General features: G+C 58.9%; 12 protein-coding genes. 9 read left to right on the forward strand and 3 right to left on the reverse strand.

Features of this window, described 5'->3' with window-relative positions:
• Position 1: 1 nt before the first annotated feature.
• Positions 2-1,255 carry a sarcosine oxidase subunit beta family protein gene (locus tag CRO62_RS05960; RefSeq protein WP_097099560.1) on the reverse strand — a complete coding sequence of 418 codons (1,254 nt, stop codon included), beginning with the start codon at positions 1,253-1,255 and terminating at the stop codon, positions 2-4.
• An 85-nt stretch (positions 1,256-1,340) separates the two neighbouring features.
• Between CRO62_RS05960 and CRO62_RS05965 the strand changes: the two genes are divergently transcribed.
• Together CRO62_RS05965 and CRO62_RS05970 are read left to right on the forward strand one after the other, a co-directional pair.
• On the forward strand, positions 1,341-2,387 hold the full coding sequence (locus CRO62_RS05965; RefSeq protein WP_179783978.1) for a GlxA family transcriptional regulator: 1,047 nt from the start codon (positions 1,341-1,343) through the stop codon (positions 2,385-2,387).
• A 129-nt stretch (positions 2,388-2,516) separates the two neighbouring features.
• Complete coding sequence (locus CRO62_RS05970) at positions 2,517-3,395, forward strand: hypothetical protein (protein WP_097099562.1); 879 nt, start codon at positions 2,517-2,519, stop codon at positions 3,393-3,395.
• Between the two features lie 8 nt (positions 3,396-3,403).
• Here the strand turns inward: CRO62_RS05970 and CRO62_RS05975 are convergent, their stop codons facing one another.
• Positions 3,404-4,441, reverse strand: coding sequence for a LacI family DNA-binding transcriptional regulator (locus CRO62_RS05975; RefSeq protein ID WP_097099563.1), 1,038 nt, complete (start codon positions 4,439-4,441; stop codon positions 3,404-3,406).
• A gap of 139 nt (positions 4,442-4,580) precedes the next feature.
• Between CRO62_RS05975 and CRO62_RS05980 the strand changes: the two genes are divergently transcribed.
• From CRO62_RS05980 to CRO62_RS06005, 6 genes are all read left to right on the forward strand, one after another.
• Entirely contained in the window at positions 4,581-5,615 is a 1,035-nt protein-coding gene (locus tag CRO62_RS05980; RefSeq protein WP_097099564.1) for a Gfo/Idh/MocA family protein, read from the forward strand.
• Between the two features lie 12 nt (positions 5,616-5,627).
• A complete protein-coding gene (locus CRO62_RS05985) occupies positions 5,628-6,530 on the forward strand; it encodes a sugar phosphate isomerase/epimerase family protein (protein WP_097099565.1) in 903 nt (300 codons plus the stop codon).
• A gap of 68 nt (positions 6,531-6,598) precedes the next feature.
• Positions 6,599-7,831: an ABC transporter substrate-binding protein gene (locus tag CRO62_RS05990; protein WP_097099566.1), complete on the forward strand. Its 1,233-nt coding sequence runs from the start codon at positions 6,599-6,601 to the stop codon at positions 7,829-7,831.
• Positions 7,832-7,945: 114 nt separating this feature from the next.
• The gene (locus CRO62_RS05995) at positions 7,946-8,848 is read left to right on the forward strand and encodes a carbohydrate ABC transporter permease (RefSeq protein WP_097099567.1); all 903 of its coding nucleotides are present in this window, start codon (positions 7,946-7,948) and stop codon (positions 8,846-8,848) included.
• The gene (locus tag CRO62_RS06000) at positions 8,845-9,672 is read left to right on the forward strand and encodes a carbohydrate ABC transporter permease (RefSeq protein ID WP_003518166.1); all 828 of its coding nucleotides are present in this window, start codon (positions 8,845-8,847) and stop codon (positions 9,670-9,672) included. Before CRO62_RS05995 ends, CRO62_RS06000 begins: the two co-directional genes overlap by 4 nt.
• A complete protein-coding gene (locus CRO62_RS06005) occupies positions 9,669-10,754 on the forward strand; it encodes an ABC transporter ATP-binding protein (protein ID WP_097099568.1) in 1,086 nt (361 codons plus the stop codon). The genes CRO62_RS06000 and CRO62_RS06005 overlap by 4 nt, the downstream gene beginning before the upstream one ends.
• Before the next feature lie 69 nt (positions 10,755-10,823).
• On the opposite strand, the gene CRO62_RS06010 is transcribed toward CRO62_RS06005, so the two are convergent.
• Entirely contained in the window at positions 10,824-11,489 is a 666-nt protein-coding gene (locus CRO62_RS06010) for a transglutaminase-like cysteine peptidase (protein WP_097099569.1), read from the reverse strand.
• Between the two features lie 259 nt (positions 11,490-11,748).
• On the opposite strand from CRO62_RS06010, the gene CRO62_RS06015 reads away from it, so the two are divergent.
• A complete protein-coding gene (locus CRO62_RS06015; RefSeq protein ID WP_097099570.1) occupies positions 11,749-12,765 on the forward strand; it encodes a DUF1402 family protein in 1,017 nt (338 codons plus the stop codon).
• Positions 12,766-12,854: the final 89 nt, after the last annotated feature.

The following is a 12,854-nucleotide window of genomic DNA, read 5'->3' on the forward strand; positions in this document are numbered from 1 at the left end:
CTCAGTGCGCCACGGCAGCGGCAGCGGCCTCGTCGATCAGGCGGCCGGAGCGGAAACGCTCCAGCGTGAAAGGCGCGTTGATCGGGTGCGGTTCGTTTTTCGCAATGGTCCAGGCGAAGGTGTGGGCAGCGCCCGGCGTGGCCTTGAAACCGCCCGTGCCCCAGCCGCAATTGACATAAAGCCCGTCGACCGGCGTCTTGCCGAGAATGGCCGAGCGATCCGGCGTGACATCGACGATACCGCCCCATTTGCGCAGCATCCGCATGCGGTTGAAGATCGGGAAGATTTCGACGATGGCGGCGATCGTATGTTCGATCAGCGGCAGGCCGCCGCGCTGCGAATAGGAGGTATACTGGTCCGTACCCGAACCGATCACCAGTTCGCCCTTGTCGGACTGGCTGATATAGGCGTGAACCGCATTCGACATGACCACGCAGGGGAAGATCGGCTTGATCGGCTCGGATACCAAAGCCTGCAGCGGATAGCTTTCGAGCGGCAAGCGCACGCCTGCGGTATCCATGACCACCGAGGTGTGACCGGCAGCGGAAACCGCCACCTTCTTCGCCTTGATGAAACCCCGTGCCGTTTCGACACCCGCGACGGACCCGTCGGCATTGCGGCGAATGGCGGTGACCGGGCAATTCTGGATGATATCGACGCCACGGGCAGCAGCACCGCGGGCATAACCCCAGGCAACCGCATCGTGGCGCGCCGTTCCCGCCCGCTCTTGCAACGCACCGCCCATCACCGGGTAACGGGCGTTTGGCGATATGCTCAAGGGCGGGCAATATTCCTTGCACTCCTCGACGCTCAGCCAGCGATTGTCGACACCGTTCAGACGGTTGGAATGGATGTGGCGCTTGAAGCTCTGCACGTCGTGGACATTATGGGCGAGCATCAGCACGCCGCGCCGGGAATACATGACGTTGTAATTCAGCTCCTGGCTCAAGTTCTCCCACAGATCGACGGCGTGATCGTAAAGACGCGCGCTTTCGTCGTAGAGATAGTTGGAGCGGATGATGGTCGTGTTGCGGCCGGTATTACCGCCGCCGAGCCAGCCCTTGTCGATGACGGCGACATTGGTGATACCGTGCTGGCTGGCCAGATAATAGGCCGCACCCAGACCGTGCCCACCGGCGCCGACGATGACCACGTCATATTCGGCTTTTGGCTGGCTGTCGGGCCATTGCTCGTCCCAGTTCTTGTGGCCGGTCAGGGCATTCCGCAAGAGATTGAAGGCATTAAAACGCGTCATGAGCGGGCCTGCTGGTTGGAACTCTCGGTATTCAAAAGCCTACGGAGATTTATAGCGGCCGGGCTGGACAATAGCGTCTGTTTGCATGAATATTTGCGCCATGAGCTCTCATCGCGCCAAGAAACGCCTCAGCGTCGCCTTCCTGCTCGCCGACCGGTTCACGCTGTCGGCCTTCGCCAATTTCGTCGATGTGCTGCGTCTTGCTGCCGACGAGGCTGACCGTTCCCGGCCGATCCTGTGCGAATGGTCCGTGCTGTCGGCGACCCTCGGCAATGTGCAATCCAGCTGTGGTGTGAAGGTGCAACCGGATACGCGGCTCATCGACGCCGTGCATTACGACTATATCGTCGTTGTCGGCGGATTGATTAGCGACCACAGCGCCCTGCCGCCGGAGGCATTACGGTTCCTGAAAGACCGTGCGGCAGCGGGCACTCCCCTTGTCGGGCTCTGCACCGGCGTTTTTATTCTACATGAAGCCGGCCTGCTGGATGGTTATCGCTGCTGCGTGAGCTGGTTCCACCATCAGGATTTTCTCGACCGCTTCGACGCCGAGCAGATGGTCTCCGACCAGCTCTTCGTCATAGATCGCAACCGCCTGACCTGTTCGGGCGGCCATGGTGCTGCGCATCTGGCGGCGTTCCTTGTGGAGCGCCATGTCGGTCAGTCGGCCGCCATCAAGAGCCTCAATATCATGATGATCGACAGTGCGCTCAGCGGCGAAAAACCCCAGCCCGGCCAGCAGAGCGCCAGAACGGCAACCGATCCCCTGGTCAGAAAGGCGATCCTGCGCATGCAGCAGAACATCGAGGTTCCGAGAACCGTGCTGGAACTTGCGCGCGATCTCGGCCTTGGCCGACGCAGTCTCGAACGGCGTTTCCTTGGAGACCTGAAGGCAACGCCCTCCAAAGTCTATCTCGAGCTGCGGCTCGACCGCGCCCTTTCCCTCCTGCGCACCACGCGGGACCCGATCACCCAGATTGCGCTCGCTACCGGATTTTGCGATGCCCCACACCTTTCCCGCACACTTCGTGCCGAGCGCGGCTTCAGCCCCAGCGAATATCGCAAGACGCAGATTGGCCACACGACAACGGACGAAGAATTCGCCGTCGGCGTGTTGTTGCCGCAACCCTGAGGCTTTGCTGTTCACCTGCGAAAAGCCGGGCCCTGCAAAAAATAGATCAATGTAATTGATATGGTCAGACTTGCCCGTACAGGTATAAAAGTCCTCGATCCTGTTTAGGGGAGCCGTGGGGGGTATGGGATGAATTCAGAGCGTCGTGGCGTTCTCGCGCTTTTAGGTGGCCTTGTGCTGGGAAGACCGTCTGTCGGCAAGGCCGCGAGCAACGTTCCGGCAGTTGCCAAATCCCGCTCCGAATACAAACCCCGCCATGTCCTTTGTTTTCTCGGCCCGGAAAATGGTCTGGCAGCGCTGCAGCAGAGCGCTCGCGCCGCTATCGATAAATTTGCCGGCGATTTCAGTCTCGATGAGGATTATTCGCAGGATGAACCGGACGACAGGATGGAACGCTCCTTCAATGTTTGCTGGGATCGTGTCGAGCCGGACGCCTATCGGGAGAGTGACGAGGAGGCAGTCGCAAGCCACGGCTCTGTTCTTTATGTGCTTGGCCCGTCAATGGCCGCGGAAACAGCCGTGGCGACCTGCGGTAAAGCCCTGATGTTCGTGCACCACATGCTCGATAGTGGCGCAGTTGCCGTAAAGGGTGAAAGCGCCGGCGTTGCCCATGGCGTGCAGCGGTGGAAGGAACTCTTCGAACAGTCGCGCCGTAACGCGGCCGCAAACGACGCCCTGGCATTCGCCAGAACCTGCCGTCTAGCCTTCGCGCGCCGGCCCATTGGCGGCGATGCCGACGGAATGGGGAGCGTCGGCTTTCATCTGGTCGGATTGCCTGACGTGGAGATACACTTCACCCGAAAAGACCAGCAGCAGCCCTCAACCAATAGCGAGCAGCTGAAGATCGCCGCGCTGATTGACGATATTGCCGATCAAATGACCCGCGACGGCGTTGAAGCGGCCGTGAAGGATCGTCGTACCGACCTGTCCGATGACACGCGGTATGAGGAGGACGAATATAAATTCAATCCGTTTGGTGTTGCGACCATTCGAGGCTACAAGCCTTGACGCCACGCTTATAAAGATGCGGGGCCTGGGTCGCTCTCTCCGGCGACAAGCTGCATCGGCCAGACGCAGTAACGCGCCTGATTTGGGTAAAACGGCGCATAGGCCGGCATGGTAGACAGAAGCGTCTGGGCGACCATTACGCCGAGATCGTGCAGGGACATGCGGAAACTGGTCAATCGCGGTTCGAGAAACTGGCCGCGTGGACCATCACGAAAACCGATGACCGCAAGATCCCGTCCCGGTTTCAGACCCACTTCCGCCAGACGGCGATAAAGGCCAAGGGCCATCAACTCATAGATCAGCACAAGCGCGGTTGGCCGCGGCCGCATCTGTAGCCACTCGCTGGCGGCGTGATATCCACCCTGCTCGCTCGATTTCGCCCGGATGACCAGAGAAGGATCGTAAGCAATGCCGTTCTCCTCCAGTCCGCGCCGGTACCCGTCCATGAAAACATAACCGAGATTGACGTCGCTATCGGGTGCGGCAACCGCAATGGTGCGATGGCCGGCAGCGGCGAGCCGGTTGACGGCACTGCGCGCAACCTCCTCGAAATCGAGATCGATCCATGCATGATCGGCGCTGGAAGAGGTGCGGCCGAGCGTTACGAAAGGCAAGCGGGTCTGCTTTAAAAAATCGACACGCTTGTCGACACGGCAGGTCGAGGAAATGATCATCGCATCCACCATACGGCGCGCCACCATGCGCTTGAGATATTCGTCCGGGTCTTCCTCTCCGGGACACGGCAGAACGATAAGATCGAGATTGTGAGCGGAAAACACGCTTTGCAGACCATCCGTCACTCCCATGAAGAAGTTGTCGGAGTTCTCCACCGTCTGCGCGTCGCTGCCGGTCATCAGGCCGATGACGTTAGTCGTCCCCTGCCTGAGGCTGCGGCCTGACTGGTTTGCGACATAGCCAAGCTTTTCCGCCGCCTCCAGAACACGCCGCCGCGTCTCCTCGTTAACGTCGGGCTTGCCGTTCAAGGCACGGGAAACGGTGCCTATCGATATCTCCAGATAATCGGCAAGCTGACGAATTCCTTTCATGCACTCCCCCTCCTGAGCCGGGTACGAAATATGCGTCCCCAATAACGGTATTGACATATCTAACATGATCATCCTAGTGTCGTAAACGTTTACGAAGCTCTGCGCAAAGAGGAGTTTGCCCAGAGACCGGGGAGAGAAGATGACATACAACGCCGTTTTATGCGGGTGCGGAGCAATGGCCAAAGGCTGGCTGCGCGCCATTCAATCGACGCCGGACATTCTCGGCGCGGTCAAGATCGTCGGTCTCGTCGATCTGAACGAAGATACGGCACGCGCGCTTGCCGAAGAATTCTCCCTCACCGGCGTCATCATCGGCACCGATCTCCGCGATGTTCTCGCACGGACCAAAGCCGACATCCTGTTCGATATCGTCATCCCGCAGGCACGGTATGCCGTGGTTGAAACCGGTCTTGCAGCCGGGTGCCATGTGCTCAGCGAAAAGCCGCTTGCGGCCTCGATGGAAGAAGCCGAAAAGCTGGTGGAACTGGCGAAAAAGGCCGGAAAAATTCATGCTGTGGTGCAAAACAGGCGCTTTATCTCCGGCATCCGAAGGCTGCGCCGGGCCGTGGAAGACCGCATTATCGGTGATTTGACGGCCATTCACTGCGACTTTTTCCTCGGGCCCCATTTCGGCGGTTTCCGCGAGGAGATGAAGAACGTTCTTCTTCTCGACATGGCGATCCACACTTTCGATGCGGCACGTTTCGTCGCCGATGAAAAGCCGCTCTCCGTGTTTTGCGTGGAGAAAAATCCGGCTGGCTCCTGGTATGCACATGGGGCAAGCGCCAATGCCATATTCGAATTCTCCAACGATGTGGTCTTCACCTATCGCGGCTCCTGGTGCGCGGAAGGCGAAAGAACCAGCTGGGAAGCCCGCTGGCGGCTGATTGGCTCCAAGGGCATGATCCTCTGGGACGGCGAAGACAATTTCTCCGCATCCGTCGCCGGCAAAGAGCCGGGTCTTCTACGCGGATTCAAGACCGTAAACGTTTCCGATAGTATTTCCGAGAGGGATACGCACGGCCACGCCAGCGTCATACTCTCGTTTCTTCAATCCATCCGTACCGGCCAGATGCCGGAAACGGCCTCCTTCGACAACATCAACAGCCTGGCAATGGTGATCGGCGCGATTGAAAGCGCCCGCATCGGCCAGCGCGTTTCCATCGCAGCATAAGGACCGACAGACGTGAGCAATCCGGCAAAATCCATCCGCATCGGCACCATGGTCAGCGCCACCAAGGGACAGGCGGCTGAACGCATCGGGCAGATAGCCGATCTTGGTTTCGAAAGCTTCGAACCGTTCTTCTGGCAGACGACCAACGGTCAAGACCTTGCCGATCTGGGCAAGCGCTGCCTTGATGCGATCGGTGACCGCGACATCACCATCGGCACGCTCGGCATGTTCGGCAACCCGCTGGAGGAAACGGAAATCGACCTTCAGACCTTGCAGGGCTGGAAAGACTGCATCGACAATGCCCATCACTTCGGTGCAACCTGCGTTGCCGGTTTCACCGGCCGCCTGCGCGGAAAGCCGCTGCCTGAGAGCCTGCCCCGTTACAAGGAAATCTGGAGCGAGCTTGCCAAACGCGCAGCGGACAAGGGCGTGAAGATCGCCTTTGAAAATTGCGCCATGGACGGCAACTGGCAGACCGGCGACTGGAACATCGCCCATAATCCGGATGCGTGGGAACTGATGTTCAACGAAACGCCGGACGACAATATCGGCATCGAGTGGGAACCCTGCCACCAGATGGTTTATCTCATCGATCCGCTGCCGCAGATCCACAAATGGGCGGACAAGATTTTCCACGTGCACGGCAAGGATGCGACCATTCGCTGGGATGTCATCCGCGAGCATGGGATTTTCGGCAAGGAAAAATTCGTCTTCATGCGCACGCCGGGCTTCGGCGACAGCAACTGGACGGACATTATTTCGGAACTGCGCCTGGCCGGCTGGTCCGGCTCGATCGACATCGAAGGCTGGCATGACCCCGTCTATCGCGACGCGCTGGAAATGACGGGACAGGTACATGGCCTGAACTATCTGAAACATTGCCGGGGCGGCGATTTTGTCGTCGATCCCACCTGAGGAATGGAAGCCTTTGGGAGAAGGCTTCCAGTAATTGCAGAGACGATAACCAAGAGGAGGAGATTATTATGGGTATCGCGAAATGCATGATCGCCGGTGCGCTTGTTCTGGCAGGCGTATCCGCCGGTGCGATGGTGGCGAATGCGGAAGATGTGACCTTGACCCTGTGGTCGCTGGACAGGGACATCCAGCCGGCACCCAACCTCGTGAACGAGTTTAACAAGCTCAATAACGGCATTAAGATCGAATACCGGCAATTGCAGTTCGATGATGTGGTGAGCGAATCCATGCGCGCCTACTCGACCGGCAACGCGCCCGATATCATCGCCATCGACAACCCAAACCACGCCATGTTCGCCGCACGTGGCGCGTTTCTTGACGTGACGGATATGATTGCGAAGTCGGACGTCATCAAGACGGCAAACTATTTTCCGGGTCCGCTGAAATCCGTAACCTGGGACGGCAAATATTTCGGCGTTCCGAAGGCGACGAATACGATTGCGCTCTATTACAACAAAGACCTGTTCAAGGCAGCCGGTCTCGATGCGGCAAAACCGCCGCAGACCTGGGACGAGCTTGTGGAAGCTGCCCGCAAGCTGACCAACCCCGCCAAGAATGTTTACGGCATCAGCTTCAGCGCCAAGGCCAACGAGGAAGGCACCTTCCAGTTTCTGCCATGGGCGCAGATGGCCGGCGCCACCTACAAAAACATCAATACCGATGGCGCGGTGAAGGCGCTTGAAACATGGAAGACCCTTCTCAGTGAAAAGCTGGCCTCGCCGGATACGCTGACGCGCAGCCAGTGGGATTCCACCGCCACCTTCAACGCCGGCAACGCGGCCATGGCGATCTCCGGCCCGTGGGAAATCGACCGCATGCTCAAGGACGCCAAGTTCGACTGGGGCGTGACGCTACTGCCGGTTCCGACGCCGGACGCGCCGCGGTCTTCGGCCATGGGCGACTATAACTGGGCGATCTTCTCCAAGAGCAAACATCCCGCCGAAGCCTTCAAGGCCATCGAATTTTTCGCCTCGCAGGACAAGGACATGTTCAAGAACTTCGGGCAATTGCCGGCGCGTTCCGATATTCCCGTTCCGCCCACCGGCAACGCGCTGAAGGACGAAGCGCTCAAGACCTTTATCGAGCAGCTCAAATATGCGCAGCCGCGCGGTCCCTCGCCTGAATGGCCGAAGATTTCCAAGGCGATCCAGGACGCTATCCAGGGTGCCCTGTCGGGTCAGATGACGCCGAAGGCCGCGCTCGATCAGGCCGCTGAAAAGATAAAGCTGATCGAAAGCTGATCTGTCTGGGCGGGCGGCCGGGTTCACCCGGCCCCATCCAAGGGGTTCCTCCCGGTGGGGCTGCCTGCTGCTTTATGCAGCGGCGGCCCCGATCGGAGCTTGTGAGGATGTTTCATGAAAAAACTGTTTTCCAGCGTCAGCGACGGTCGTGGTTTCGACCTCATCCTTGTCGCTTTTCCTTTGGGCTTCCTGTTCGTCATGGCGGGCCTGCCGCTCATCTACAACATCGTCATGAGCTTTCAGGAAGTCGACATGTTCAGCCTGGGCACCTTCGTGCGCCCATTTGTCGGTTTCCGCAATTATGTCGATCTCTTCCGGCAGCCTGAAACCCTGCCGATCCTTTTCAACACCGTCACCTTTGTCGTCACCTCGATTGCCGGGCAATTCGCCATCGGCTTCGGTCTGGCGCTGTTCTTCTGGGTGAACTTTCCCGGCGCCACCTGGCTGCGCGGGCTGTTTCTCGTTTCCTGGGTCATGCCCGGCCTCGTCGTCGGCGCGATCTGGAACTGGATATTATCGGGCGATTTCGGCGTGCTGAATTTCTTCCTGCGGGAAAGCGGCATGATCTCAGGCAATATCTTCTGGCGATCGGACGCGAATTTTTCGCTCTGGGCCGTTGTCATCGCCAATATCTGGCTCGGCACCTCGTTCAACATGATCCTTCTTTCTGTCGGCCTCGCCTCCATCCCCGGCGATCTCTACGAAGCGGCGGAGCTGGATGGCGCGAACGCCTGGCAGCGTTTCTACACCATCACCCTGCCGATGATGCGTTCCACCATCGGCGCGATCATCTCGCTCGGCCTGATCTTCACGCTCCAGCAGTTCGATCTTTTCGCCGCCATAACCGATGGCGGGCCCAACAACAGTTCCAACGTGGCGCAATATTGGGCCTGGGATCTGTCGTTCCGGCAATATGATTTCGGCAAGGGCGCGACGATCTCCGTCATCATGATCGTTTTCGTCATGCTGGCTTCCGTCGTTTATGTGCGCTCGACACGGCATGAGGTGCGCGGATGAGTATCACGACCCGCAACCGGTTGATGCTGGCAATCGCCATCGTGCTTGCTGTCATCTATCTCTTTCCGCTCTACTGGATGTATCTGACCTCGCTGAAAAGCGGCTCGGAGATGTTTGCCAACCCACCGGGCTTCTGGCCGGCCGATCCGCAATGGCAGACCTATGCCTATGTCTGGGAAAGCCGCAATATGGGCCGTTATCTGTGGAATTCGGTGCTCATTGCTTCAAGTGCCGTGGCGCTCATCACCGTGCTTGGCGTTGGCTGCGCCTATGTCCTGGCGCGCTATCGCAACGTCTGGGTTGATATCGGCCTCTTCCTCATCCTCATGCTGCAGGTTCTGCCGGCATCCCTGATGATTACGCCGATCTTCGTCGGCTTCTCGCAAGTGGGTCTGCTGGATTATCCCCGCCTGTCGGTCATTCTCGCCATTGCGGCGAAAAGCATGCCCTTCTTCGTGGTGCTGGTGCGCGCAACCTTCATGGCGGTGCCGCAGGAGCTGGAAGAGGCCGCGCTTGTGGACGGCAATTCCCGCGTCGGCGCCTTCTTCAACATCGTGCTGCCGCTTGCCAGAAACGGCATTCTCGTCAGCGCCATTCTCATTTTCATGCAGGCATTCGGGGAATTCGTCTATTCGAAATCGATGATCCAGGCGGCTGAATTGCAGCCTGCCAGTGTCGGCCTCAATTCCTTCATGGGCCCCAACACCAGCGAATGGAACAACATCATGGCCTATGCAACCATGTATGTGACGCCCATTCTTGCCCTGTTCATTCTCTTGCAGCGCCGCATCGTTTCCGGCCTGACATCGGGAGCGTTAAAATGACCCTTCAGATCGAACTTTCCGGCGTAAACAAATATTACGGTGCCTTTCACGCGCTGAAGAACATCCATCTTTCCATCAAGAAGGGCACCTTCGTCGCCCTCGTCGGCCCGTCCGGTTGCGGAAAGTCCACCTTGCTGCGTTCGCTGGCGGGGCTGGAAACCATATCGAGTGGCGACATGCGCATTGCAGGCACTTTGATGAACGGTGTGCCGCCGCGCAAGCGCGATGTGGCGATGGTGTTCCAGTCCTATGCGCTCTACCCGCATATGACGGTGGAGGAGAACCTGACCTATTCGTTGCGCATGCGCGGCGTGGCAAAGGCAGAAGCCCGCAAGGCGGCAGAGGAGGTTGCAGCCACCACAGGCCTGTCAAAGCTGATGAAGCGCTATCCGCGCGAACTTTCCGGCGGGCAGCGCCAGCGTGTGGCGATGAGCCGCGCGATCATCCGCAACCCGCAGGCATTCCTGTTCGACGAACCGCTCTCCAATCTAGACGCGGCCCTGCGTGTGCACATGCGCAAGGAAATCCGAGCGTTGCACGACCGCCTGCACGCCACCTCGGTCTATGTCACCCATGACCAGATAGAGGCGATGACGATGGCGGATCACGTCGTCGTCATGCGCGACGGCGTGATCGAACAGCAGGGCACGCCACTGGAATTATACGACCGCCCGGTCAATCGTTTTGTTGCCGGCTTCATCGGTTCACCGGCAATGAATTTCATTCCGGCAACGGTCAGCCCGGACGGCGCGGCGCTTCAGCTGCGTTTCAGTGAAGGCGAGCCGCAGCAGTCCATCAAAAACCCGGCTCCCTTATCGCCCGGCAAGCGCGTCATCGTCGGTATCAGGCCGGAACACATCCGGCCGCGAACCGCAACCGGCGCGGCGCTGACGTTACCTGTCTCAGCCGTGGAAACCACAGGTTCGGCCACCTTCCTCACCCTTGGCACATCGACCGAAGTGGTCATCGCGATACAGGGACGCAGTGAGGTCAGGAGCGGCGAAGTCGTCGGCCTCGACATCAACCCGACAGACCTGCATTTGTTTGATGAAGAAACCGGAGCCGGCCTCGGAGGCCGGTGAAACGAACCATGGGGCCTATCCGGACCGGACGGCCCTTCGGGCTTTCCGATCCGCAACGAGGCGAAAGCTTCAGCGCCCCATGATAATGTCGAGGATGTTGCGGCGCGCGGTTGCGGAGGTGGCGGTGGCCCGGCCAACCTCGCGGGCGGCGATGGCGGGCGAACCGGAGCCTTCAATATCCACCCACCGACCGGCATGTTCCGTGGATTGACGCTTGAGATAGGTATAGGGCGTTTCGTCCCAGCGAAAGATCTTCGATTTCATATTGTCGAGAATGAAATCTCCGCGGTCCGTTCTCACCGTGAGGATGGCATGGCCATCGCCTTTTTCGTCCCGGACAACGGTGATCAGCAGATCGGAAACCGGGAAACCGGCATCCATAAGCCGTTTCCGTTTCTCCAGCGCGAGGTCCTCGCAGTCTCCCGCGCCGTTATAGGGATACTCCCAATAGTCCTCGTAACCCCACACTTCCATGTCGGAACGCTGGTCGATTTCGACGTTGACTGCGCTGTTGATCGAAACAAGGGTAGCCCAGACATCAGGGGTAAGACTGAGCGGCGGCATTTCCTTGACCGGCTGACATTCATCCGTATGCCGCTTGCAGAAATCGTAATGCCCGATGGGCTGCGACGTGAACTTGCCCGTCTGCATCGAAGGAGACGCCTGCACCGGCGCAGCGAAACCCGCGACGGCCAGAATGAAACATGCTTGCAGCAATTTGATGAGATGGGTCATGTTCGTCTCCTGACGACAGGACCTACCGGTGGCGATTTGAGTTCACATGAAACAAAATGCTCGACTTTTAACGAACCCGATAATTCCGCTCCCGATGGTCCCGACAAGGAGCGGCGTTGCCTGGGATCACGCCCCGGGGAGCCACGGCATCTGAACGGTCAGCAACGGTAAAGTGAGCAGCGGGAACTTGCCACGCCTGGGCGTCCTGCCTATGAAGAGGCCGTCACGCAATAATAATCCACATATTAGAGAACGCTGCATGAGCCTGTTTGCGAAGACCACCCGCGCGGCCGCTGTCATTCTGGCGCTGGCCTGCCTGCCCTCAAATGCCGCAGCGCAGCAGATGGTGGTCGTACCTCCCGGAAACCGCTCCGCCCAACAGCCGGAAATACCTCAGGCTTCGGCGATCAGGACCAGGGCGTTCTCCACGACCTATGAGGAAAAATTCCGCAAGACGGTCGATCTTCTAAACAGCGAACCCGGTCTCCTCGGCAAGATCAGGAAGGCGGGATCGGCCTATGGCATCGACCCGATCCATATCGTCGGCGCCATCGTAGGCGAACACACTTTCAACGTCACCGCCGTGGACCGCCTGCAGACATATTACGTCAAGGCCATTTCCTATGCGGAACTCGATATAAAATTCAGCTATCAGGGCGTTGCCCTGAAGACGTTTCTCGAGCGTCCGGAATTCCGCTCCTGCGCGACGCTTGCCACGACATCCGAGCAATGGAGCTGCCGCGATATCGTTTGGGATGCAAGTTTCCGCGGCAAGGTCGTTGATGGCGTGAGCTATGAAGCGATTTCGTTCCAGCGGGCCTTCTTCCAGCCCTTCTATGCCGGACAGACCTTTGGTCTTGGCCAGATCAGCCCGTTGACGGCGCTGCAGGTCACCGATCTCGTAAACAGAACCAGTGGTCTGCCGAAACTCTCCGCCGACAGGCCGAAAGAGATCTACCGCGACGTCATGGATCCTGACCGGAGCATCATCTACATCGCCGCTATCCTTCGAGATTCCATCGATGCCTACAGGGAAAAAGGCTTCGACATTTCCGGCAATCCCGGCATCACCGCCACCCTCTACAATGTCGGCCAACCCCGGCGTCGCGCCGAACGCCTGCGGACGGCCGTGGATGCAGGCGCAAAGAACCTGCTGCCGGTTGAAAACTACTATGGATGGCTTATCAACGAGCGCCTCGACGTTCTGAGAGGCATCCTCGATGGCAAGGCCATCGACAAGCGAACCACCTCGGATATCGGCGAAAAAACGCGATAACGCACCTGCCGGGAGGATTGCAAATCCGCCTCGCAAAGGATGATGCACGCAAAACGCTTTCCCGACCGCCCGGAATCTGCTACTGCCAC

Source organism: Rhizobium sp. AN6A (assembly GCF_900215635.1).
Lineage (GTDB): Bacteria > Pseudomonadota > Alphaproteobacteria > Rhizobiales > Rhizobiaceae > Agrobacterium > Agrobacterium tumefaciens.